The 23,712-nt window shown below is 73.3% G+C and carries 19 protein-coding genes, 1 tRNA gene, 1 pseudogene and 1 riboswitch; of the genes and pseudogenes, 13 read left to right on the plus strand and 8 right to left on the minus strand.

Translation table 11 applies throughout. The features are described from left to right. Positions 1 to 108: 108 nt before the first annotated feature. The gene (locus ABT154_RS02790; protein WP_351851917.1) at positions 109 to 1,443 is read right to left on the minus strand and encodes an aspartate aminotransferase family protein; all 1,335 of its coding nucleotides are present in this window, start codon (positions 1,441 to 1,443) and stop codon (positions 109 to 111) included. Positions 1,444 to 1,532: 89 nt separating this feature from the next. On the opposite strand from ABT154_RS02790, the gene ABT154_RS02795 reads away from it, so the two are divergent. Beyond that, the gene (locus ABT154_RS02795) at positions 1,533 to 2,282 is read left to right on the plus strand and encodes an SDR family oxidoreductase (RefSeq protein ID WP_351851920.1); all 750 of its coding nucleotides are present in this window, start codon (positions 1,533 to 1,535) and stop codon (positions 2,280 to 2,282) included. Positions 2,283 to 2,318: 36 nt separating this feature from the next. Here ABT154_RS02795 and ABT154_RS02800 read toward each other — a convergent pair. Next, positions 2,319 to 2,795: pseudogene (locus ABT154_RS02800) on the minus strand (DUF6309 family protein); the annotation flags it as partial. Beyond that, positions 2,792 to 3,592, minus strand: coding sequence for a phytanoyl-CoA dioxygenase family protein (locus ABT154_RS02805; RefSeq protein WP_351851923.1), 801 nt, complete (start codon positions 3,590 to 3,592; stop codon positions 2,792 to 2,794). The pseudogene ABT154_RS02800 and the gene ABT154_RS02805, both read right to left, overlap by 4 nt. A 528-nt stretch (positions 3,593 to 4,120) precedes the next feature. Between ABT154_RS02805 and ABT154_RS02810 the strand changes: the two genes are divergently transcribed. Together ABT154_RS02810 and ABT154_RS02815 are read left to right on the plus strand one after the other, a co-directional pair. Continuing rightward, positions 4,121 to 5,593, plus strand: a complete 1,473-nt coding sequence (locus tag ABT154_RS02810; protein WP_351851926.1) for a diacylglycerol/lipid kinase family protein — start codon at positions 4,121 to 4,123, stop codon at positions 5,591 to 5,593. Further along, positions 5,590 to 6,183 carry a phosphatase PAP2 family protein gene (locus tag ABT154_RS02815; RefSeq protein ID WP_351851929.1) on the plus strand — a complete coding sequence of 198 codons (594 nt, stop codon included), beginning with the start codon at positions 5,590 to 5,592 and terminating at the stop codon, positions 6,181 to 6,183. The genes ABT154_RS02810 and ABT154_RS02815 overlap by 4 nt, the downstream gene beginning before the upstream one ends. Positions 6,184 to 6,234: 51 nt before the next feature. Here ABT154_RS02815 and sigJ read toward each other — a convergent pair whose 3' ends face one another. After that, positions 6,235 to 7,248, minus strand: coding sequence for an RNA polymerase sigma factor SigJ (gene sigJ, locus ABT154_RS02820; protein WP_502969421.1), 1,014 nt, complete (start codon positions 7,246 to 7,248; stop codon positions 6,235 to 6,237). Positions 7,249 to 7,485: 237 nt separating this feature from the next. Between sigJ and ABT154_RS02825 the strand changes: the two genes are divergently transcribed. From ABT154_RS02825 to ABT154_RS02865, 9 genes are all read left to right on the plus strand, one after another. Next, positions 7,486 to 7,980, plus strand: a complete 495-nt coding sequence (locus ABT154_RS02825) for a rhodanese-like domain-containing protein (protein ID WP_351851932.1) — start codon at positions 7,486 to 7,488, stop codon at positions 7,978 to 7,980. A gap of 53 nt (positions 7,981 to 8,033) precedes the next feature. Beyond that, positions 8,034 to 8,107, plus strand: a tRNA-Met gene (locus ABT154_RS02830). A gap of 138 nt (positions 8,108 to 8,245) precedes the next feature. Beyond that, on the plus strand, positions 8,246 to 8,986 hold the full coding sequence (locus tag ABT154_RS02835; RefSeq protein ID WP_351851934.1) for a MerR family transcriptional regulator: 741 nt from the start codon (positions 8,246 to 8,248) through the stop codon (positions 8,984 to 8,986). A 73-nt stretch (positions 8,987 to 9,059) separates the two neighbouring features. Beyond that, entirely contained in the window at positions 9,060 to 9,440 is a 381-nt protein-coding gene (locus ABT154_RS02840) for a hypothetical protein (protein WP_317874604.1), read from the plus strand. Positions 9,441 to 9,503: 63 nt separating this feature from the next. Next, positions 9,504 to 10,580, plus strand: coding sequence for a PLP-dependent cysteine synthase family protein (locus tag ABT154_RS02845; protein ID WP_351851936.1), 1,077 nt, complete (start codon positions 9,504 to 9,506; stop codon positions 10,578 to 10,580). Then, positions 10,577 to 11,806 (plus strand): MFS transporter, encoded by a 1,230-nt coding sequence (locus ABT154_RS02850; protein ID WP_351851938.1) that lies wholly within the window; start codon positions 10,577 to 10,579, stop codon positions 11,804 to 11,806. The genes ABT154_RS02845 and ABT154_RS02850 overlap by 4 nt, the downstream gene beginning before the upstream one ends. A 202-nt stretch (positions 11,807 to 12,008) precedes the next feature. Next, entirely contained in the window at positions 12,009 to 13,220 is a 1,212-nt protein-coding gene (locus tag ABT154_RS02855) for a PP2C family protein-serine/threonine phosphatase (RefSeq protein ID WP_351851941.1), read from the plus strand. Between the two features lie 201 nt (positions 13,221 to 13,421). After that, positions 13,422 to 13,568, plus strand: a riboswitch (cyclic di-AMP (ydaO/yuaA leader). Between the two features lie 11 nt (positions 13,569 to 13,579). Then, entirely contained in the window at positions 13,580 to 14,707 is a 1,128-nt protein-coding gene (locus ABT154_RS02860; protein ID WP_351851944.1) for a M23 family metallopeptidase, read from the plus strand. 96 nt (positions 14,708 to 14,803) lie between these two features. Then, positions 14,804 to 15,748 (plus strand): aldo/keto reductase, encoded by a 945-nt coding sequence (locus ABT154_RS02865; protein WP_351851946.1) that lies wholly within the window; start codon positions 14,804 to 14,806, stop codon positions 15,746 to 15,748. A 31-nt stretch (positions 15,749 to 15,779) separates the two neighbouring features. Here the strand turns inward: ABT154_RS02865 and ABT154_RS02870 are convergent, their stop codons facing one another. The 4 genes from ABT154_RS02870 to ABT154_RS02885 all read right to left on the minus strand — a co-directional run bounded on the left by ABT154_RS02870 (position 15,780) and on the right by ABT154_RS02885 (position 20,826). Further along, positions 15,780 to 17,120 (minus strand): PrsW family intramembrane metalloprotease, encoded by a 1,341-nt coding sequence (locus ABT154_RS02870; protein ID WP_351851949.1) that lies wholly within the window; start codon positions 17,118 to 17,120, stop codon positions 15,780 to 15,782. A gap of 92 nt (positions 17,121 to 17,212) precedes the next feature. Next, positions 17,213 to 18,016, minus strand: coding sequence for a tRNA (guanosine(46)-N7)-methyltransferase TrmB (gene trmB / locus ABT154_RS02875; RefSeq protein ID WP_502969422.1), 804 nt, complete (start codon positions 18,014 to 18,016; stop codon positions 17,213 to 17,215). A 76-nt stretch (positions 18,017 to 18,092) separates the two neighbouring features. Further along, positions 18,093 to 19,277, minus strand: coding sequence for an L-2-hydroxyglutarate dehydrogenase (lhgD, locus tag ABT154_RS02880; RefSeq protein WP_056564686.1), 1,185 nt, complete (start codon positions 19,275 to 19,277; stop codon positions 18,093 to 18,095). A gap of 76 nt (positions 19,278 to 19,353) precedes the next feature. Continuing rightward, a complete protein-coding gene (locus ABT154_RS02885; protein WP_351851952.1) occupies positions 19,354 to 20,826 on the minus strand; it encodes an NsdA family TPR-like regulatory protein in 1,473 nt (490 codons plus the stop codon). 573 nt (positions 20,827 to 21,399) lie between these two features. Between ABT154_RS02885 and ABT154_RS02890 the strand changes: the two genes are divergently transcribed. Beyond that, complete coding sequence (locus ABT154_RS02890) at positions 21,400 to 23,643, plus strand: asparagine synthase-related protein (protein WP_351852057.1); 2,244 nt, start codon at positions 21,400 to 21,402, stop codon at positions 23,641 to 23,643. The last annotated feature ends 69 nt before the right edge of the window (positions 23,644 to 23,712 follow it).

The raw sequence follows: 23,712 nt of genomic DNA on the forward strand, positions 1-23,712 counted from the left end.
GTTCGGGAGCGCGTGCGTGAGCGATGCGTGAGCGGAAGCGGGGAGGGAATGGGTGTTCCCCGCCGGAATGGGACCGGTCGGATGCCGGAGGCGGGGGAGCCGTACCCGTCACAGGGCCTTGAAGGCTTCCTCCACGGCCTCGCACGTGGCGTCCAGGTCGTCGTCGGTGACCGCAGAGGGGATGAACCAGCAGGCCAGGGCGAAGGCGTTGGCGTGGACGCCGCGGGTGAGGAGCTCGTGGCGAAAGGCGTGGTAGCGGGCCTGGTCGGTGCGGAGCAGCTCGCGGTACTGGTGCGTGGGAGTGCCGTCCGGGGTGAAGACGGTCTGGAACATGGCGCCGACGCCCTGGACCGCGCAGGGGACGCGGCGGTCGTGGGCGGCACGGCGGATCGTCTCCATGAGCCGTTGGCCGCTGTCCTCGATGTGCTTGGTGACCTCCGGCTGGTTGAGGCGACGCAGGGTGACCAGCGCGGCCGTCGCGCACAGGGGCGAGGCGTTGTAGGTGCCGCCATGCTTGACGTCACCTCGCGCGAGAGGTTCCATCACGTGGCGCTGACCGGCGAACGCGGCGATCGGCAGGCCGCCGCCCAGCGCCTTGGAGAAGACGGCGAGGTCGGGCTCGACGTCGAACATCGCCTGGGCTCCTCCGGGGCCGGTGCGGAATCCGGTGCAGACCTCGTCGAAGATGAGCACGATCCCGCGTGCCGTGCACTCCTCCCGCAGCAGATCGAGATAGCCCGGGGCGGGCATGGTGCAAGCGTTGTTGGCGACGATCGGCTCGCAGATGACCGCCGCGAATTCCCCCTGGTGCGCGTCCAGGCAGGTACGGAGTGCCGCCGGGTCGTTCCACGGGCAGACGACCACGTCGTCGGTGATCCCGGCAGGGATGCCCGGGGAGTGGGGCACGGGGTGCGGCGTGGCGTAGGGGCCGGCCTCTGAGATACGGGGGCGGTTGGAGATGGCCAGGGTGTCGGACCATCCGTGGTAGTGCCCCTCGAATTTGAGGATCTTCGAGAGTCCGGTGTATCCGCGGGCGGCTCGCACGGCACCTTGCACCGCCTCGCTTCCCGAATTGGCGAACCGGACGAGTTCCGCGCAGGGCACCATCTCGCATATCAGCTCGGCGAGTTCCACTTCAGTGGTGTTGCAGGTGCCGAACATCGTGCCGGTGCCCACGACGGCGGTGAGTGCCTCGGTGAGCTCCGGAGCGGCATGGCCCAGGATCGCGCTGCCGTAGGAGATGAGGTAGTCGAGGTATTCGTTGCCGTCGATGTCCCGGATGCGCGTGCCGGAGCCACTGGCGATGTAGAGCGGATAGGGATGTGGACCGGTGGAGGTCAGTCTGGACGAGGAGCTGATGCCGCCGGCCAGGGATGCCTGGGCCCGGTCGAACCAGGCGCGACTTCCTTCGGTATTGCCCAACGGCCTGATAGGACCGGTCATATGTGCCTCCTGTTTGGGTGCGGATCGCTTGGGCACGTTCGGAGAGCCCTTCATTCGCGGGGACTGATCGAGGAGAGGACGGGTGGGACATGACGGGGAAGACGGCGGTCGTCACCGGTGCGGGCAGCGGCATCGGGAGGGCATGTGCGCTCGGCCTGCTGGCGGACGGCTGGACGGTGGTCCTGGTGGGCCGGCGCAAGGATTCACTGGAGGAGACGGCGTCGCTCGCGCCCGCGGTCGGTTGCGGGCGTGCCGTCCCCTTCCCCGCCGACATCACCGATGCCACCGCGGTGGATGACCTGTTCGGGGCCGTAGTGGAACGGTTCGGCCGGGTGGACGTGCTGTTCAACAACGCCGCCGACGTCATGCCCTACACCCCGACGGAGGATGTGAGCGTCGAGGACTGGCGCCGCGTGATGGACTCCATCGCCACCGGGACGTTCCTGTGCTCTCGCGCTGCCTTTCGCGTCATGAAGGACCAGACCCCGCGCGGTGGACGGATCATCAACAACGGAGCGCCCTCCGCCCAGGCACCTCGGCCGGACTCCCTCGCGTTCACCGCGGCCAAGCACGCGGTTGCGGGGATGACACGATCCCTCTCCTTGGACGGGCGCCGCTATGACATCTCCTGCGGCCAGATCGACATCGGCAACGTGACCCCGGCGGACCGCCCCCAGCCGGCCGTCCTGCAGGCCGACGGGTCACGGCAGGTCGAACCCACCATGGACGTGCGGCACGTCGTCGACATGGTGCGGACCATGGCCGCTCTGCCGCTCGGGGTGAACATCCAGTCCGTCCTGGTCATGCCCAGCGCCATGCCGTACGTGGGCCGGGGATAGCCCGGCCACGTAGGCGGGGAACCAGTTGCCGGACACCAGTCGTCCGGCCTGGTCCCAGGCGAGCATGCGGTGCAGTCCGTCCAGATGGATCAACCCCTCGCGGACGGCCAGGTCTTCGTAGTCGGGTCCCGGAACGGGCCGGGTGCTCAGGAACAGCGGGCGGCGGGGCGCCGTGCTCTGCCGGGCGAGTTTGAGCGCGCACAACGGATTGGAGCGCGCGTACGAGGTGCCCAACCTGGCCAGCCGCTCGGTCGCCGAGGCCACCGTCAGCCCCGCCTTGGGGACGAGCTCCACCTCTCCGTCCTCGCCCAGGTGCCAGGGGAGCACCACACCACGCACTTCCGGCCCCTCCAGCAACACGTGATGCCAGCGGCCGTCCAGCTCCCGCTGCCCGTTGCGGATGTGCCCTTCGGCCTCGTCGTTGGTGTTGGCCTGGTCGGACGCGTCGTAGGGGTGCTCCTGGGCGAATGTGCCGATGACCGTCTCGAATCGGACCGCTCCCAGAATCCTCACCCGATGCGCCTTCCCGCCGCTTCGTACTCACCGAAGTGCCGTTCGGCGAAAAGGTCCGGACGTCCTGAGCTCAGACCGCGCGAGCGTGCCACTGCCAGCACCTGGCGCCAGTAGGGCTTGACCGGCGGCCACGGGGTGCCCGTACGGCAGTACGAGCCGTCGATCATGTAGCGCGGCCCCGTTCTCGACTGCGGCGCCGACGGGGCCCGGCGGGTGTGAAAGAGCGCCGAGTGGAGTACGACGGTGGACCCGGGCGGTAAGTCGTCGATGAGTGCCTCGCCTGGCAGGACCGCCGTGCCCAGGTGGCTCCGGGCGTTCTTCTCCGTGACTTCCCGGTGCGAGCCCGGCAGGACGGCCAAGCCGCCCAGCTCCGGTGTGAGTCCGCCGATGTAGTGCAGGGCGTGGATCATCGGTAAGCGGCGGTCTCGCCGAGGCCCTTGCTCGTAATCGTGATGCCAGCTCTTGCCGGCTCCCCCGGCCGGCTGCCGGTCGCTGTGCAGGTGGTGGAAGACGAAGGACTCCCCCAGCAGGTCGGGGTGGCCGAGCAGGTCCATGAGCGGCGGGTGCACCGCGAGCTCACCGTGCGCCTCCAGGTCCAGCTCGACCACCTGCGGAGGCTCGGCCCCGGAACGCAGGCAGGCTTCGATGGACGCTTGACGCCAGCCTTTCTCCACCCAGGTGTCGACCTCCGGCACGAGACGGTCGACGAGGTCGTCCGGCAGGAATCCGGGAAGGACCAGATAGCCGTCCTCGACGAAGCTCTCCGTCCGAACTTCATTGGTGTGTGTGACATTCACGTGTCAGAACCCATGCTTCACTCGGATGGTGCTTCACGGTTGCCCCAGCGTCCGGCGTTTCCTGTCCACGGCCGATGCCCGTCATGCGCATGACGGGATGAATGGCCAGAAAGAGGCAATCAATGTGCCGGGGTGACAGTCGCACGCCGGATACTCCGGGCCGGTGCGGATGACGCCTGCGAGGCAGGCCGCCGACCCGGGATCGCTGGAGCGGACGCACGCGAGTATGTGAAGTTGTCCTTGGAGGCGGCACCCTGGCTGTGGTCACGTCCATGAGTGGTTGGTAGCTCGCCGGCAGGGCACGTGCAAGTCATGGCTCGTTGCTGACCAGGTCGGCTCGGACGGCGCGACATCGGTCGGCATCACCCATCCGGTCCTGACCAGACTTCAGGAGACGCCCCGACCGTTCAACCGGCCGGGTCGTTTCCGCGTTGTGGTGGGTGGGGGGTGTGCGGTCTCGTTCGGGGTGACGGTTTTGGCAACCGGGGCTTCTCGGGCGCGGTGTGGGGCACCTTGGGAGAATCTGGGATGTGGACGCCGGACGTGGAGGTGGAGTCGGTGGCGGTGAGCGGATCCGTCGATCCGGTGGGGGAGGCCAGGCGGTTCGCCCGGTGTGCGCTGGCCGCTGCCGGCGCCGCCGTGGTCTTCCTGCTCGCCGGAGTCGGCGCGGGCGGGATCGTCATTCTGTTCAGCGGGCTCGTGGGGCTCGCCTGTTCGGCCGTCGGGATCTGGTGGTTCCTCGCCCACCGCGGGGCCCGGCGGGTGCTCGGCGCACTTGTCGCCGTCGGCGCGCCCCTCGCCGTCCTCTGTCTGTACATCGTCGGCGGCCTCTGGCTCACCGCCCTCGTGGCCCTCGGGCTGTGGGGCGGCGCCCTGCTCTGCGCCCGTGCCGCGCTGCGGATCCCCCGGACCCCAGGCGCGGAGAACACCCGGACCGACCTCGCCCGGGGTGTGCGGCGGCCCCGGCCCCGGCGACCCGTGCTCATCATGAACCCCAAGTCCGGCGGCGGGAAGGTCGCCCGCTTCGGGCTCGTCGAGCGCGCCGAGCGGTTCGGCGCCCGGGTCATCCTGCTCGACCCCTCCGCCGACACCGACGTCACCGCGCTCGCCCGGCAGGCCGTCGCCGACGGTGCCGACCTGCTCGGGGTCGCCGGCGGCGACGGCACCCAGGCGCTCGTCGCCGCCGTGGCCGCCGACCACGACCTGCCCTTCCTCGTCGTGTCCGCCGGGACCCGTAACCACTTCGCCCTCGACCTGGGCCTCGACCGCGACGATCCCGCGACCTGTCTGGACGCCCTCGTCGACGGCGAGGAACTCCGGGTGGACCTCGGCTCCGTCTCCGGTCGGCCCTTCGTCAACACCGTCTCCTTCGGCGTGTACGCGGAGGTCGTCCAGCTTCCCGAGTACCGCGACGCGAAGGCGGGCACCGCGCTCACCGTCCTGCCCGACCTGCTCCAGGGCGGCGAGGGCGACCGCCTCGACGCCACCGCCGACGGCACCCGGCTGTCCGCCCAGCAGGCCCTGCTCGTCAGCAACAACCCCTACGCCACCCCCGACCCCTTCGGCGCTGCCACGGCGCGGCGGCCCCGCCTGGACGGAGGCACCCTGGGGGTGATCGGCATCCGGGTCGACGGCGCCGCGGACGCCGCCGAGATGGCCGTACGAGGCACCCAGGCGGCCGGCCTGAGCGTCCTTGCCGCCGCGCGGGTCGAGGTGCTGGGGAGGGCTCCGGGGCCGGGGTCGGACTCAGGGCCCGGGTCGGCGCCAGGGCCTGACTCCGACGGTGGCGGCGATTCCATCGCCGTCGCCGTCGACGGTGAGGCCCTCGTCCTGCCCACCCCCGTCGTCTGCACCCTCCGTCCCCTCGCCCTCCGGGTGCTCGTGCCCCGGCACCGGCCCGGCGCCCTGGACCCCCCGCCGCGCATGGACTGGCTGCGTGTCGTCCAGCTCGCCTTCCCCTCCCTCCACCATCGTCACCCCGCACCTAGGAGCGGCACATGACCGGGACCACCGGGACGACCACGACCAGCCCGCTCCGGGCCGTTCTGAAGGATCTCCGCGCGATCGACGGCGCCGTCTACGCCGCCGTCGCCGCCACGCCCACGCCCACGCTCGACACCGGGCTCCGCAGGCTGTCCACCGCCGCGAACAACTCCAAGATCTCGTTCGCCGTGGCCGCCTCGCTCGCCCTCTTCCCCGGCCGGCCGCGCCGGGCCGCGCTCACCGGGCTCGGGGCCATCGCCGTGGCCTCGGCCTCGGCCAACCTGCTGGGCAAGCGGCTGGTGCGCAGGCCGAGGCCGGACCGGGAGGCGGCCCGGGTGGTGGTGGGCCGGCACGTGCCGATGCCGGACTCGGCCTCGTTCCCCTCGGGGCACACCGCCTCGGCGGTCGCCTTCGCCACCGCCGTGGGGGTCGTGCTGCCCCCGGCGGCCGTGCCCCTCCAGGTGCTCGCGATGGGCGTGGGCTACTCCCGGGTCCACACCGGGGTGCACTACCCGGGCGATGTCGCCGCCGGCGCCGTCCTCGGCATCGCGAGCGCCGTCGTCTCGCTGGTCGTCGGGGCCTCCCTGACGGCCGCCAAGGGGAAGTGAGCGGGCGTCAGGGGGGTGCTGCCCGTTCGCGTCAGGCCGTGCCACGTGGTGTCAGTACGTCGCGCGGGCCAGTTCCTCCTCCGTGAGGTCCAGCGCTGCCAGCCGCTCCGGGTCCGCCAGGATGTGCAGCTCGACGATCCGGTCCCCGGCGATCGTGAACGTCATGAGCGCGCCCGGCCGCCCGTCCGTGACCGACAGGACCGCGGGTGCGCCGTTGACGACCATCGGCAGTGCTCCCGTACGGAACTTGGCGTACGTGAGGGCCTGCGCGATGACGGCCTCGGCGCCCCGGACCACCTTGGACACCGCCGCGAGGGTCCGGCCGCCGTCGGCGCGCAGCACCACGTCCGGGTCCAGGACCGCGAGCAGTCCCTCGAAGTCGCCGCCGTGCGCGGCGGCGAGGAACGCGTCGGCGATCTCCCGCTGCCGCCGGGCGTCGGGCCCCGGGGCCGGGGTGGCGTCCTGGACGCGGCGGCGCGCGCGGCTGGCGAGCTGGCGGGTGGCCGCCGGGGTGCGGTCCACGATCGGTGCGATCTCGTCGAAGGACACGGCGAACATGTCGTGCAGGACGAACGCGAGCCGCTCGGCCGGGGACAGGGTCTCCAGGACGACGAGGAGCGCAAGGCCGACGGACTCGGTGACCTCGGCGGCGTGTTCCGGGTCGGTGGTGTCGGCGACCCGGACGACCGGGTCGGGGACGTAGTACTCCAGCGGGTCCTCGCGGCGCGAGCCGCGTGAGCGCAGCATGTCGAGGCAGACGCGGCCGACGACGGTGGTCAGCCAGCCGCTGAGGTTCTCCACCGCGCTGACGTCACTGCGGCTGAGCTTGAACCAGGTCTCCTGGACGGCGTCCTCGGCCTCGCTGAGCGAGCCCAGCATCCGGTAGGCGACCGCCCTCAGGTGGCGGCGGTCGGCCTCGAAGCGGCGGGCCAGGAAGTCCGCGTCGCCGTGGCTGTGGCCGCCGCTGCCTCCGCCGTGGCCCCGGTCGTGGCCGGTCTCGTCGTTCCCGCCCCGGCGGTCGCGTGCCCCGCTGCCGTCGGCCTGGTCGTTCCGGTCCTGCTCCACTCGTCGGTCTCCCCGTTCGCGTACGTCGCGTGCCGTCATGCCGTCATGACGGATCGAACCCCCACGATGTGACACGCGCGCTTCGGATGGCCGAAAGGGAAGGCAGCGGCCCGTCCCGTCCCGGTGTGTGAGATCCACGGCGTCTCGGGTCGAACGCCAGGGATTCCCCGGCCGGGGGTCCCGGCAGCCGTGGATATCTCCTTCAGTGCGGTGGTCATCGTCCGTAGATTGATCACCATGACGACGACAGCGACGCAGGTCAACCCCGTACTCCGCACCCCGCCGGCCTCGCCCGCCGCCGCTGCCGCGTACTTCTCCGCGAGTCTCGCCTTCCACGCGGACGTCTCCGACGTGGCCTCCGTGCTCGCCGCCTCCGCCGCCGACGGCACCGACCCGGGCTTCGTGGTGATCGACTCGCGTTCGACCGCCTCCTGGGACCAGGGACATGTCCCCGGCGCGGTCCACCTGCCGACCGCGCTCATCCCCGAGCAGGCCGAGCGGCTGCTCGACCGGTCCGTGCCGGTCGTCACGTACTGCTGGGGCCCCGGCTGCAACGGCGCCACCCGCTCCGCGCTGGCCCTCGCGGAGCTGGGCTTCCAGGTGAAGGAGATGCTCGGCGGTTTCGAGTACTGGGTGCGCGAGGGCTTCGCGTACGAGACCTGGGAAGGGCCCGCGGAGAAGGCCGCGGACCCCCTCACCGCGCCGGTCGGATCCGACGACTGCGGCTGCTGACGAGAACCGATTTCGTGATCGCCCCGGTCATGCCGTAGAGTCAGGTTTACCGACGCGGGGTGGAGCAGCTCGGTAGCTCGCTGGGCTCATAACCCAGAGGTCGCAGGTTCAAATCCTGTCCCCGCTACTCAGTAGCAACGAAGGCCCGGATCCAGTCACTGGATCCGGGCCTTCGTCGTGTGTGGACGGAGGCGCGGGCGGCGCGAAGAAGGCCGCCGGTTCCGGGCTTGACCTTTACGCAACGTCAAGATTTAGCGTTCTCGGTATGGAGTGGTCGATCCAAGAGATCGCCAAGAAGGCCGGCACCACCAGTCGCACCCTCCGCCACTACGGGGAGCGCGGACTGCTGGAGCCGAGCCGGATCGGCGCGAACGGTTACCGGTACTACGACCAGGCGGCGCTCGTGCGGCTGCAGCGCATCCTGCTGCTGCGCGAGCTGGGGCTCTCGCTGCCCGCCATCGCCGAGGTCCTCGCAGGGCAGCGCGACACGTCCGCGGCCCTGCGGACCCATCTCGCCCTCCTCGAACAGGAGCGGGAGCGCCTCGGGCGCCGGATCGCGTCCGTGCGGACCACTCTCCACAAGACCGAGAACGGAGAAGAACTCATGGCCGATGAAGTGTTCGACGGCTTCGACCACACGGCGTACGAGGAGGAGGTCACCGAACGCTGGGGCCGCGACGCGTACGCCAAGGGCGACCGCTGGTGGCGCTCGCTCGACGCCGCCCAGAAGAGGGCCTTCATGGACGAACAGGCCGGCATCGCCCGCGACTTCGGGCGGGCCCTCGGGGACGGGCTGCCCGCCGGCGGCGACGAGGTGCAGGCCATCGCGCGACGCCAGGTCGCGTGGCTCTCGGCCACGACGGACCCGAGCAAGGAGTACGTGATCGGTCTCGGCTGCATGTACGTCGACGACCCGCGCTTCACCGCCACCTACGACAAGCACGGCGAGGGCACCGCCGTCCTCGTCCGGGACGCGCTGGAGATCTACGCGGAGCGGAACCTGTAGAAGTAAACGGTGGCCAAAACCGTGCCCGCCTCTTTGCGGGCGCGCGGTACCCCACCGTAGTGTCACGCGCACCATGAGTGACGAACGCGTGACGGACGTACGACGGCGGGCGCCCGCCGTCCTCGTCCTGCTCGCTCTCCTCGCCCTTCTCGTGAGCGTCTGCCACGGTTCGCACGGGCACGCGCTGCCGCCCTCGGGCGCGACGGCCCTCGCCTCCGCCCCCGCCCTGCCGCACGGCTGCGAGCAGTCCGGGGACGCCTGGTCCTTCGACGCCCACCTCCCCGCACAGGCCGCCGCCGCGCCCCTCGCCGCGCCGGACGCCGGCGGGGCCGTACTCCTCCCGTACGCCGCCGACCTCCGCGACGACCCCCGCGCGCGCTGCGTCCGGGGCAGGGCGGGACCCGGACCGCAGCCGGGCCGGCTGCTGATCGCCCTCGGAGTGGACCGGAACTGAGCCGGGTCATGCACCGCGTGACCAGGTTCCCTTCCGCATGCCACCCCAAGGACGTACCCCGCGATGAACACCCTGCTGCCCGGCACGACGCTGCCCGGCACGACCCCGCCCGGCAGGACCCTCCCCGGGGGCCTGCTGCCGCTCGCCGAGCAGACCGTCGGCAACACGCCCGTCCTGCGGACCGACGACGGCTACTGGGCCAAGCTCGAAGGCTTCAACTTCGGCGGCATCAAGGACCGCGCCGCCCTTTACATGGTCGAGCAGGCCCGCCGGCGCGGCGAGCTGCGGCCCGGCGCCCCGATCGTCGAGTCCACCTCAGGGACCCTCGGTCTCGGTCTCGCCCTCGCCGGGGTGCTGCACGGCCACCCGGTGCACGTCGTCACCGACCCCGGTCTCGAACCGATCGTCGAGCGGATGCTCGTCGCCCACGGCGCCCAGGTCCATGTCGTACGGGAGCCCAGCCCGCACGGCGGCTGGCAGCAGGCCCGGATGGACCGGGTCGCCGAACTCCTGGTGGGCCTCGACGGGGCCTGGTGGCCCAACCAGTACGGGAACCCCGACAACCCCGACGCCTACGCCGGGCTCGCCGCCGAGCTGTCCGGGCAGCTCGACCGGATCGACGTCCTCGTCTGCGCGGTCGGCACCGGCGGCCACTCGGCCGGGATCTCCCGGGCGCTGCGCGCCACCAGCAGCCCCGCGCTCGAACTGGTCGGTGTGGACTCCGTCGGCTCCACCGTCTTCGGACTGCCCGCCGGGGAGCGGCTGATGCGCGGCCTCGGCTCCTCGATCCACCCGGGGAACGTGGACCACGGGGCCTTCGACGAGGTCCACTGGGTGGGGCCGGCCGAGGCGGTACGGGCGGCCCGCCGCCTGGCCTCGCGTCAGTTCGCGACCGGCGGCTGGAGCGTGGGCGCGGTCGCGCTGGTCGCCGGCTGGCTGGCCCGCACCCGGCCGCGCGGGACGCGGATCGCGGCCGTCTTCCCTGACGGGCCGCAGCGGTACTTCGACACCGTCTTCAACGACGAGTTCTGCGCGGCGCACGGTCTTCTCGACGGGCCCGTACGGGAGGACCCGGCGGGGTACGAGGCCGGCGTGCCGGTCGACGGCTGGACCCGCAAGGCCATGGAGCGTGTCCGGTGACGACGGCGACCGCACCCGCGAAGTCCAGGGGCGGCGTCTGGAAGCAGAGCCGTACCTTCGAGCCGGCCGTCCGGCTCCTCTTCCTCAACCAGCTCACCATCAACCTCGGCTTCTACATGCTGATGCCGTATCTGGCCGCGCACCTCGCGGACGGGCTCGGCATGGCGGCCTGGGCGGTCGGGCTCGTGCTCGGCGCCCGCAACCTCTCCCAGCAGGGCATGTTCCTCGTCGGCGGGGCGCTCGCCGACCGGCTCGGCTTCAAGCCGCTCATCGTGGCGGGCTGCGCGCTGCGGACGGTCGGCTTCGGGGCGCTCGCCTTCGCGCAGTCGCTGCCGATGCTGATCGCCGCCTCGCTGGCGACCGGTCTCGCCGGGGCGCTGTTCAACCCCGCCGTACGGGCCTGCCTCGCGGCGGAGGCGGGGGAGGAGCGCCGGGTGGAGGCCTTCGCGCTGTTCAACGTCTACTACCAGGCGGGCATCCTCCTCGGGCCGCTCGTCGGGGTGGCCCTGACAGGGGTGTCGTTCCGGCTGACGTGCGTGGTGGCGGCGGTCCTCTTCGCCGGGCTGACCCTCGTACAACTCCGGTACATGCCCGTGAGGGCGGGGAAGGCGGCGCGGGCCGGGGAGGTGCGGGGGCAGTTCCGCACGGTCCTCGCCCACCGCACCTTCTGGCTGTTCTCGCTCGCGATGACCGGCTCGTACGTGCTGTCCTTCCAGGTCTATCTGGCGCTGCCGCTCGCGGCCGGCGGGACGGGCCCCACGACCGCGCTCTTCGTCGTCTCGGCGCTGGTCGCGCTCGCCGGGCAGCTGCGGATCACCGCCTGGTGCAAGCGGCGGCTGAGCCGGGAGCGGTGTCTGGTCCTCGGGCTCGCCCTGATGGGCGGCGCGTTCCTGCTCCCGGCCGCGCTCGGCCGGGGGCTGGTGGGGCTGCTGCTGTGCGCGGCGGTCCTGGCGGTGGCGAACGCGGTGCTCTACCCCTACGAGATGGACACCGTCGTCGCCCTGTCCCGGGGGCGCTGGGTGGCCACCCACTACGGGCTCTACAACACGGTGTGCGGGATCGGGATCACCCTCGGGAACCTGGGCACGGGCGCGCTGCTCGACGTGACCGGGTGGTCGGCGCTGCCGTGGCTCGCGCTGTGCGCGGTGGGACTGGGGTGCGCGGCGGCGATGGCGCTGCTCGCCCGGGGCGGGCGCCTGGCGGAGGAAGCCGCTCCGGCGGACTGAGCGCGCCTGGCGGAGGAACCCGCCCCGGCGGACTGGACGGCGGGATCGAGGGGCTGAGCGTCCGCCCCGCCCGTCCACCCGCCGGTCGCCCCCGCCGTACGCCAGTCGGCCCCGTGGAAGTCGCCGCCCTCCGGGGCGGCGGCCACCCTGGGAGGGCGCGGTGCGGACCGCGGCCGGGTACGGACCGGGCAGGAGACCACAGGTGCGGCACCCCCTAGGAGCGGCGGGCGGCAGGCGGCGGGGCGGCGAGGGCCGTCCCGAGTACGGCGGTGCCCGGCGGTTCATCCGCGCGCTGCCCCCGCTGCTCATCGTGGGCGGTGTCGTGTTCGACGTGGCGACGCCGGATCCGTACACCGCCTCGCCGATGCTCGCCGCCGCCCCGCTGATCGCCGCGCCCTTCTTCTCGATGCTCACGACGCTGCTCACCGGGATCGCCGCCGTCCTCGCCTCCGTCGGGCTGCACCTCTCCAACGGCACCGCGGACGATGTGCCGGCCCTCACCGAGACCCTGACCGTCGTCACCGTCTCCGCGCTCGCCCTCCTCATCAACCGGGTCGTGCGCCGCAGCGGCGAACGGCTCGCCTCGGCGCGGGTCATCGCCGAGACCGCGCAGAAGGCGGTGCTGCCGACGCCCGCCGAGCGGATCGGCGGACTGCAGTGCGCGGCGCGTTACGAGGCGGCGCACGCGGACGCGTTCATCGGCGGCGACCTGTTCGCCGTCCAGGACACCCCCTACGGGGTGCGGCTCGTCCTCGGGGACGTCCGGGGCAAGGGCATGGACGCGGTCGAGGCCGTCGCCGTCGTCATCGGGGCCTTCCGGGAGGCGGCCGAGCAGGAACGGAACCTGGAGGGTGTGGCGCAGCGCCTCGAGAGGGCGCTGACCCGGGAGGGCACCCGCAGGGAAGGGCTCGACGCCTTCGAGGGGTTCACCACCGCCGTCCTCGCCGAGATCCCGCCCGGTGACGGCAGCGGCACCTTCGACGGTTTCGTACGGGTGGTCAACCGCGGCCATCCGCCCCCGCTGCTGCTGTACGGGGACGGGCGGCTCGACGTGCTGGAGCCGGGCGAGCCCGCGCTGCCGCTGGGCATGGGCGATCTCGCGGGGTGGCCGGACCGGGCCGAGGCGCGGCCGTTCCCGCCGGGCGCGACGCTGCTCTTCTACACCGACGGCCTCTCCGAGGCGCGGGACGCGGCGGGCGTCTTCTACGACCCGGTGTCACGGCTCGCCGGCCGGATCTTCCCGGGTCCCGAGGAACTGCTCGACGCGCTCGCGGACGACGTACGACTGCACACGGGCGGCGGGTCGACGGACGACATGGCGCTGCTCGCGGTGAGCCGTCCGTCGGAGGGGCAGCAGGGGCGGCGGCGGACGATGCCGGTGGTGCCGCCGGGCAGGCCCGGTCACCGCTCGTAGTCACGGGGTGTCGCTGCGATAACAATTGACATAACGTCAGATCGCGCGGCTTCCGCGGCCCCTTTCTGAACCGGGGTCAACTCGGGCCATTCTCTACCATTTCAATGAATGATCAAGAGGAACGGCTTGGAATCGGGAGCCCCTGTCTATTAACGTTCGATAACGCAGCGCGGTCGTTTCAGCCGTCGCAAGAGGCGGCACCGTGCGCACGCGCCGAATCCTGAAGAGGAACCGGGGAACCACTACTTGGGGTGAATCGGGCCATTCGCACCTGTGCGAGCGTGCCCGTAGGAGACCTTCCTGCTCCGAACCCGTCAGCTAACCCGGTAGGCGAGAAGGAAGGAAAGGAGCGCGCCTTCGTGGCGTCCAACACTCCCGCACCCGAAGCCCCCTTCGATGCCTTCGGTGGTGGTGCGGGTCCCGCCGCCCCGGACACCGAGTGGAACCCCACCGAGGGATCCCTCCGCGCCGGCGGCCGGCACCGGGTCGTCAAGCAGCGCTCCAACTTCGCCCGTTCCTCCACCGTCCTCGGCGTCGGCGTCATCGCCGCCGTCGGCGCCGGCGGTCTCGCCACCGCGCAGGAGAAGCCCCCGGTCGCGATCTCGCTCCCGGACCTTCCCGACCTCCCGGACCTCGGCCTCCCGGACGCCCACGACCTCCCGGGTGTCGGGGACCTCCTCCCCGACGAGACCCCCGAGACGGTCAGCGCGGCCCGGGCCAACCCGAACCCGCTGACCGCCGCCGCGTACACCACCCTCGACGAGCGGCAGGGCGCCGACACCCAGCAGGGTGCGGGGGCCGAGCAGCTCGACAGGACCGCGGCCGGCACCGGCAACGCGGGTGAGGCCCTGCGCGCCCGCATCCTCCAGCAGGCCGAGCAGCAGCAGGCCTCCGCCGACGCCGCCGACATGGCCGCCGCGGAGAAGGCGGCGGCCGAGAAGGCCGCGGCCGAGGCGGCGGTCAAGGCCGACGCGGCGGAGAAGGCGGCGGCCGAGGCCAAGGCGAAGGCCGAGGCGGAAGCGAAGGCCAAGGCGGAGGCGGCGGCCAGGGCGAAGGCGGAGGCCGAGCGGCTCGCCGCGCTGGCCGCGAGCTACTCGCTGCCCGTCTCCTCCTACACCCTCACCGCCACGTACATGCAGTCCGGCTCGATGTGGTCCTCCGGCCACCACACCGGCCTCGACTTCGCCGCTCCCACTGGCACCCCGCTCAAGGCGGTGCACGGCGCGACCGTGAAGTCCGCCGGCTGGTCCGGCTCGTACGGCTACCGGATCGTCCTGGAGCTGTCGGACGGCACCGAGGTCTGGTACTGCCACCTCTCGTCCATGACGGTCGGCGCGGGCCAGACCGTGGGCACCGGCGAGACCATCGGCCGCGTCGGCGCCACCGGCAACGTCACCGGCGCCCACCTCCACATGGAGGTGCACACGCCCGGCGGCGACGGCATCGACCCGGCGGACTGGCTCCGCTCCAAGGGCCTCACCCTCTGAGGCCGGGGACCTCGTAGGGGCCCGGGCGCATCCCCTACGGAAGGCGCCCCGGAGCCCCTACGGAATACGCCCGGCGGCGCGGAAGGTTGACCGATCATGACCGCTCTCCGCCCGCTGGGCAGCTCCGACCTGCACGTCTTCCCCCTCGCCCTGGGCGGCAACGTCTTCGGCTGGACCGCCGACGAGGCGCAGTCCTTCGCCGTCCTCGACGCCTACGCCGCCGCGGGCGGCAACTTCGTCGACTCGGCCGACGTCTACTCCGCCTGGGCCGAGGGCAACGAGGGCGGCGAGTCCGAGACCGTCATCGGCCGCTGGCTCGCCTCCCGCGGCAACCGCGAGGACATCGTCGTCGCCACCAAGGTCGGCGCCCACCCCCACTTCAAGGGGCTCTCCGCCACCACCATCAAGGCCGGCGCGGAGGAGTCGCTGCGCCGCCTCGGCACCGACCACATCGACCTCTACTACACGCACTTCGACGACGAGTCGGTGCCCGTGGAGGAGATCGTCACCGCGCTCGACCAGCTGGTGAAGGACGGCAAGGTGCGCGCCGTCGCCGCGTCCAACATCTCCCCGGAGCGGCTGCGCGCCTCCCTCGACTTCGCCGAGTCCGAGGGCCTGGCCCGTTACGTGGCCCTCCAGCCGCACTACAACCTGGTCTCCCGCGACACCTACGAGGGCCCGCTCCTGGAGACCGTCGAGCGGGCCGGGCTCTCCGCCGTCCCGTACTACGGTCTCGCGGCCGGATTCCTCACCGGCAAGTACCGTCCCGGCACCACCGTCGACAGCGTCCGCGCCGCCGGGGCCGGCGGGCACCTGGACACCGAGCGGGGCCGGGCCGTGCTCTCCGCGCTCGACACGGTCGCCGAGGCGCACGGCGCGGAACTCGCCACCGTCGCCCTCGCCTGGCTCGCCGCCCGCCCGACGGTCGCCGCGCCGATCGCCTCGGCGCGTACGGTCGAGCAGGTCCCGGCGCTCGTCGCCGCCGCCGGCCTCACCCTCACGGAGGCCGAGCTGACCCTCCTGACCGAGGCGTCGGCCTGACGGAGGTCTCAGCCCGGGGGCGCTCGTCCGGCTAGCTGCGGTACGGGTTGTAGCCGCCGTAGTCCAGGTACTGCGGCGGCGCCCACGCCCGGCCCGTCGCCCGCGCCGCGTACGTGAGCGCGGGGGACGCGACCTCCCTGCGCTGCCACAGATGGTGCAGCAGCTCCTGCTCACGGGCCGGGAAGTCGGGGCCCGCCGTGCCGCGCCGGGCCCGGTTCCGCAGGAACGCCAGGGTCGTCGCGAAGGACTCGTACTCGCCGACCGCCCGCGAGGCCGGCGGCCCGTACGTGCGCGCGGCGAAGGCCCGGGCCAGCCGGCGGGCGCGCATCGAGGAGAGCGCGAGCGGCTCGGCGGGGGAGATCCAGCCGGCCGCCGCGTACGCCGGGAGCTCCCCGGATATCGTGCGCAGCTCCCACTGCCGGCTCCACACCGCGAGCCAGGTCAGCAGGCCGAAGGCCGGGACCATGAGCGCCCCGTACACCGCGTAGAAGGCCAGCGGGCCGCCGAACGTGGCCGAGCCGTTCCACGCGGCGTGCAGCCCCATCGCGAGCAGCAGCCCGGCGATGGGCAGCAGCACCTTGCGGAGCCGCTTGCCGCGCGGTGCGAGAGCGGCGAGACCGAAGCCGATGCCGGTGAGCACGGTGAAGAGCGGGTGCGCGAACGGCGACATCACGACCCGTACGAAGAAGGTCGCGGCGGTCACCGAGCCGAGGCCGGAGGCGCCGAACTCCTGGTCCTCGCCGAAGGCGTTGCCGAGGTACAGGATGTTCTCGGTGAACGCGAAGCCGGTCGCGGTGAATCCGGCGATCACGACCCCGTCGACGAGGCCGCCGAAGTGCCGCCGCCGGAAGAGGAAGAGCAGCAGGACCGCCGCCGCCTTGGCACTCTCCTCCACCACGGGCGCGACCACCGTGGCGCCCAGGGTGTCCGCCGAAGCGGGGTCGGCGGTGGCCGTCGCGATCCAGCGGACGGCGAAGGAGTTCGCCAGGATCGCGACGAGCGCGGCGGCGAAGGCTCCCCACGCGAACGCGAAGAGCAGGTTCTTCCAGGGCCCCGGCTCGACCCGGTCGAGCCAGCGGAACGCGGCCATCAGCAGCGGTACGGGGAACACGGCGAGGCCCAGGCCGACGAGGAAGCCCTCGGTGCCGGTCTGCTCGCGGACCAGCGCCAGGATGACCAGGGCGCAGATCGCGAGCACGGCGACGAGGGTGACGGCCCGGAGGACCCGGCTGCGCCAGAAGTCCCTGCGGGGCCGGTAGCGCCACTGGGACCGGTCGGCGACGGCAGGGAAGGACGGCTCCTCGGTGTCCCGGTGGGGGACGGGAGCGGCCTCGGGGCCGGCTGCGGTTTCGCCGGGGGCGGGGTTCGACACGTGAGCGACCCTAACGACCCGCACCGACAGCGGGCGAGGCAGTTACGGGACCCGGTCATGTTCGTGACCGGGCCCCCGCCCCGTCGCCCCGGTCACTTCCTCCGGAAGAGCAGGTCGTGCACGACATGGCCCTTGTCCAGGCCCTGTCCCTCGAAGCGGGTGACCGGACGGAAGTCGGGCCGGGGCGCGTAACCGCCGTCTTCCTGGGTGTTCTCGAAGTCCGGGTGCGCGGAGAGCACCTCCAGCATCCGCTCCGCGTACTCCTCCCAGTCCGTGGCGCAGTGCAGCACGCCGCCGGGCTTCAGCCGGGTCGCGAGGAGGCCGAGGAACTCGGGCTGGATCAGCCGCCGCTTGTGGTGGCGGGCCTTGGGCCACGGGTCCGGGAAGTAGACCCGGCAGCCGTCGAGGGAGTCCTTGTCGAGCATCTCGCGGAGCAGGATGATCGCGTCGCCGTTGGCGACCCGGACGTTCGTCAGGCCGTTGCGGTCGGCGAGGCCGAGCAGATTGCCCTGGCCGGGGGTGTGGACGTCGACGGCGAGGATGCCGGTGCCGGGGTCGGCGGCGGCCATCTGCGCGGTCGCCTCGCCCATGCCGAAGCCGATCTCCAGGACGACCGGGAGACCGTCGAACATCTCGCCGAGGTCGAGGATCCGCTTGCCGTCGATGTCGAGGCCCCAGTCGGGCCACCGCTTGAGCATCGCCTCGGCCTGCCCGTAGGTGACACGGCTGCGGCGCGGCTGGAAGCTCCGGATGCGGCGCTCGTGGTGCGCCCCGGCGGGATCGGGCAGGGGGCCCTCGCCGGGGGCGAACATCCGACTGCCCCGCCGCGCGACGGGCTGTACGGCTTCGGCGGGCGCGGCGGAGGGCTGCGGGGTGTTCTCTGGCTGCTCAGACACAATGCCCTGATTCTACGACCGCCCACGGCCATGTGCGCGTCCGAGGAGACGGCTGCCCGAGGGGCGGCGGAGGCGGCTACAGCAGCGCCAGCGCCCGGCCCGCCACCTCTCTGCCGATCGGCAGGGACGCCGTCGCCGCGGGCGAAGGCGCGTTCAGCACGTGGACCGTGCGGGCCGCCTCGCGGATCAGGAAGTCGTCGACGAGCGTCCCGTCCCGCAGCACCGCCTGCGCCCGTACGCCCGGTGCCGCGCGGCGCAGGTCCGACTCCTCCACCACCGGCAGGAGCCGCCGTACGGCCTCGGTGAAGGCGCGCTTCGACACCGACCGGCGCAGTTCCCCCGCCCCGTACCGCCAGTGCGCGCGGGCGATGGCCCAGGAGCCGGGCCAGGCCAGGGTGCCGGCCAGCTCGCGCGGGCGGACGACCGACCAGCCGTACCCCTCGCGGGCGAGCGCCGGGACGGCGTTCGGCCCGATGTGGACGCCGCCGTCGATGCCCCGGGTCAGGTGCACCCCGAGGAAGGGGAACGCCGGGTCCGGGACCGGATAGACCAGACCCCGTACGAGGGAGGGGTCGGCCAGCTCGTAGTACTCCCCCCGGAAGGGGACGATCCGCATGCCCGGGTCGTCGCCCGCGAGCCGGGCGATCCGGTCGCAGTGCAGCCCCGCGCAGTTCACCAGGACCCGGGCGCGCACCACTCGGCCGTCGGCCGTGCGCACGGCGACGCCCCACGGCCGCCGGTCGACCTGGACCACCTCCGCGCCGTACAGGATGCGGGCGCCGGAGGACTCGGCGAGCCGGGCGGACACCGCCCCGTAGTCGCAGATGCCGGTCGTGCCGACGTGGATCGCGGCCAGTCCGCGCACCCGGGGCTCGTACTCGCTGATCTGCGCCGGGCCCAGCTCGCGCACCGGGATGCCGTTCTCCCTGCCGCGCTGCACGAGCGCGTGCAGCCGGGGCAGCTCCTCGCGCGCGGTGGCGACGACGAGCTTTCCCGTCACCTCGTACGGGATACCCCACTCCGCGCAGAACTTGACCATTTCGGCCGCGCCCTCGACGGCGAACCGGGCCTTCAGCGAGCCCGGCCGGTAGTAGATCCCGCTGTGGATCACCCCGCTGTTGCGCCCGGTCTGGTGGCGCGCGAGGGCGTGTTCCTTCTCCAGGACCGTGACCCGGGTGCCGGGAGCGGCGCGCGTCAGCGCGTACGCCGTCGACAGACCGACGATCCCGCCGCCGATCACCAGCACGTCACAGTCAAACACCAGAGCCACCTCCCACCCCTGATAGTGCACTGGCCCACTGACAACGCCGTTAAACGCCCCCGCCGTGGGACGCGTGTCACGCCGGGGCGACGAGCAGCGGTCTGGCCCGCTCCCGCAGCTCCACCACGCGTGGCTCGTCCCCGTACGGTTCGAGCCGGTGCAGCAGGTCCCGTACGTACTCCGTCGTCCGCGCCGACGAGATCCGCCCGGCCACCTCCACCGCACGCGTGCCGGCCGCGCAGGCCGCGTCCAGGTTGCCCGACTCCAGCTCCGCGACGGCGGAGACCACGAGCCGCAGCCCGTGCGAGCGGACGAACTCCTCGGTCGGCTGCGAGAGCGCCTGCTCGGTGAAGCGGCGCACCTCGCGGGGCGCCTTGAGATCGCGGTAGCACTCGGCGGCGTCGGCGCAGAACCGGTCGTACGAGTAGAAGCCCAGCCAGGTCGGGTCGCCGTCGCCGACCCGGGAACGCTCCAGCCAGCCCTCGGCGGACTTGAGCGCCGCCGCCGCGGCCGGCCCGTCGCCGGCCTTCGCGTGCGCGCGTGCCTCGACGAGCCGGAAGAAGGACATGGTGCGGGCGGTGGCGAGCCCCCGGTTCCGCTCCAGCGCCGCCTGGGCGAGGTCGACGCCCTCGTCGGCGAAGCCCCGGTAGGTGGCCTGGAGGGACATGGACGCCAGGACGTAGCCGCCGAGGGGCACGTCGGCGGCGGCGCGGGCGAGCCGCAGCGCCTGGATGTAGTAGCGCTGGGCGGCCTCCTGCTGCCCGGTGTCGAAGGCCATCCACCCGGCGAGCCGGGTCAGCTCGGCGGTCGCGCCGAACAGGGCCCTGCCGACCTCGTCCGAGTACGAGCCGAGGAGCAGCGGGGCCGCGTCCACACGTAAGCACTCGGGGACCATCGACGAACGCCAGTCCCCGCCGCCGTACTTGGAGTCCCAGCGGCGCGCGTCCTCGGCCGCCTCGCGGAGCTTGGCGACATCGCTGTGCCCCACGCGCGCGTGCTCCGCGGCGGCAGCCGCCGCCCCCGCGCCCGTGGGGCCCGCGGCCCTGCCGGGGGCGCCCGCGGGCTGCGGGGCCTCGCGCTCGACCGAGGGGTCGGCGGGGGTTATCAGCCAGCGGGACGCGGGCGTCGCGTAGGCGCTCACCGCGAACGACCCGGCGAGCGACTGCCAGATGCCACCGCCTCCGGCCCGTCGGCCGGCGAGATCCAGCCGGTACAGATCGGTCGCCGAGCGGACCGCCTCGCCCACGTCACGCGGGAAGGCGAGACCCACCTCGGGCGCCGGGTCGGCGTCCGCGAGACCGATCTCGTGCAGCGGCACGGGCCGGCCGAGCTTCTGGCCGATCGCGGCGGCGATCAGATGCGGTGCGGCGCCCTGCGGCACCATGCCCTTGGCCACCCACCGGGCGACCGAGGTCTTGTCGTAACGAAGCGTCAGACCCCGCTGCGCACCGAGGTCGTTGACGCGCCGGGCCAGCCCGGCGTTGCTGATTCCCGCGAGGGCGAGAACCGTGCCGAGCTTTTCGTTCGGCCCGCGTTGCTCCCTGGACATGACGCCACCCCTCGACAACCCCAGACGGCCGCCACGACGCCGGGCATAGGCGTGCGGCATTCGTAAGCACAGCGTAGTTCGCCGCATCCCTACCGTTAAGGGGCGGTGTTCCGTATGGCGAGATTGTTGTGTGAACGACCGACGATCGGTCCCGGCCGCCCGGCCCGTGCTCCGGCCGTGTGGCCGTGCGCCCGGCCGTGCGCTCTCGCCGGGGCGGCCGGGGGAGCGCTTCCATGAGTATCGCGTGGGTCGGCCCGATCGGCCGGGAAGGTGTCCCGGACCAGTGGGCCGGGGGACACCGCCGCCCCATTCCCCGCGGGCGGCGGACGGCTCCGGGGGGCGCGAGCGCCTCCCGGCCAGCCGAGGACGGGTGAGCGGCGCTACGCGCGCGGGCGGCTGCCCGGACGCCGTCCACGCCCCCGGGGCAGGGGCGATATTTGGCCGAATGACGCCTGTGGCCAACTGGCCCATGCCAGGGGCGCATTCGCCTTTCACGCGCGTGCACCCGGACTCCGCCCCGTGCGCCGTTGTCGTGGCAGCATGTCTCCCACCGAAACGGACGTGGAGGCGCCGATGCGATGGCTGGTGGGCTGGAGCAGTGTCGCCGCGAACACCGCCACGACGGCCGGGGCACGCGCGGGCGCGGTGAGCGGCGCCTACGGGAACGGATACGGCTCCGGGAACGGCTACGGGACCGAGAACGGTTACGGGAACGGTTACGGCCCAGGCGACCGCTACGGCTCCGCCCAGGCCACCGGCTCCGGCCGGGCCGCCGCCACCGAGGGGCGCACGGTGCAGCCGGTGGGCGCACAACTCCTGTGGGGCGACCCCGATCCGCTGTGGGCGGTCGGCGACTGGCGGCCCGACGAGGTGCGCGTGGTGGCCGTCGACGACCACACCCGCCTCGCCGTCCTCGGCTGCTGCGCCGCCAGCGACGAGGAACTGCGGATCGGCCTGCTCACCGCGCGCGGGGGCGCGTTGCGGCACCTCACCGCCTGGCCCGGCAGCTACACCGCGGTCGTCAAGGCCGGCCGCCGGGTCACCGTCACCGGTGATCTCGCGGGCGCCCGGCCGGTGTTCCACACCCCGTGGGCCGGCGGCACCGCGTACGCCACCGCCGCCCTGCCGCTCGCCGACCTCGTCGAGGCCCAACTCGACATCGGCCACCTCGCCGCGCTCCTCGCCTGCCCGGAGACCCCCGAGGCGCTGCGCGACTCCACCCCGTACGAAGGGGTCAGGCGGGTCCCGCCCGGACACGCCCTGATCCTGCGGGAGGGCTCGCGCGAGATCACCGGGTACGAACAGGTCGCCTCGCTCGCCGTCGCGGCGGCCCAGACGGACCCCCGTCAGGCCGTCGAAGGCGTCAGGGACGCCCTGGTGGAAGCCGTACGGGCCCGGCTCACCGCACCCCGGCACGCCCCCGAGACCCCACCGGCCGACCCCGGCCCGGTCCCGGGCATGGGGCCCGCCGACCGGCGCGCGGCCCGGGGTGCGGGCCCGACGCCCGGCATCGGCGCCGACCTGTCCGGCGGCAGCGCCTCCGGCACGCTCGCCCTGCTCGCGGCCGGGCTCCCCGGAGTGCCGGGCACGATCACCGGGCACGGTACCGGCGCGGGGGAGCGGCTGCTCGCCGTCACCTTCAACGACCTGGCCACGCGCGCGGGTTCGGGCCGCACGGAGGAACTGAAGCGGGCCGGGGAACTCGCGGCCGACCCGCGGCTGCACCACGTGGTCGTCGCGGGGGGCGAGGAGGCGCTTCCGTACGCCGCCCTGGACGGGCCGCTCACCGACGAGCCGGGGCCCGCGCTCGTCACCGCCGAGCGGCACCGGCGGCGGCTCGCAGGCGGCAGCGCCGACCACTTCACCGGTATGGGCGCCAAGCAGGTCCTCGACGCGCACCCGGCCCGTCTCGCGGACCTCCTGATGGACCGCAGGCGCCGCTCCCTGGTCCGGCCCGTGACGGCCCTCGCGAAGGCCGCGGGGCCGTCGGCGGGCTCGCTCCTGGTGCCGCTGACCGTGTACCGGGCGGCCCGGAAGCTGGCCCGTACCCCGTACCGGACGGGCCTGGAGGCCGCGGCCCGGCGGGTCCTGGAGGCGAACCGGACGGCACCGGACGGCTTCGGCCCCCTGGAGGCGTCGCTGTCCGCGCTCGCCTGGTCGAGGCCGGGTCCCGCGGCGCGCTGGCTGACCGGGGAGGCGCTGGCCGAGGTATCGGTTCGCCTGAACCGGGCGGCGACCCTGCCGGCCTCCGTCCAGCGCCCGGGCGAGGCACGCGCGCGTGCCGCCCTCTCCCGAGCGGCGGCCGACCACCGGGTCCTGGAACAGGCCGCCGAGATCCGAGGCCAGCGCCTGCACGCCCCCTTCCTCGACAACCAGGTCGTACGGGCCTGCCGGGACCTGCCCGAATCGCTCCGGGTCCAGCCGGACGCACGCGCGGGCGTGCTCCGCACGGTCCTCGCGGGAGCGGGCGTCCACGACCTGCCCCCGGGCTGGGGCGCCCCCCACCCGGCGGTCCCGGCCGCCGCCACGCGCGCGGGCCTGCGCGCGGCGCTCCCGCACCTGATCTCCCTCTTCGACGCGCCGCTCCTCGCCGACGCGGGCCTGATCGAGGCCCGGGTCGTCCGTGAGGCCCTCCGTACGGCGGCCGACGGCGCCCCCGTCCCCCTGGACGGCCTGGCCGACCTCGTCTCCACCGAACTCTGGCTCCGCCGCCTCCTGTCCCGCCGCGGCTCCTGCTGGACCAACACGACGGAACCCCGATCCCACCGCGCGGTCCAGGGCCCCCTGATCCCGGCGTCGCGCTCCTTGCCGGCCTGAGGCCGCCGGGCGGCAAGGGAACGCCGCCATGCCGACAGCGGATCCCAGGGATCCACCGGGGAAAACCCC

The organism is Streptomyces sp. NPDC001728, assembly GCF_040297565.1.
Lineage (GTDB): Bacteria > Actinomycetota > Actinomycetes > Streptomycetales > Streptomycetaceae > Streptomyces.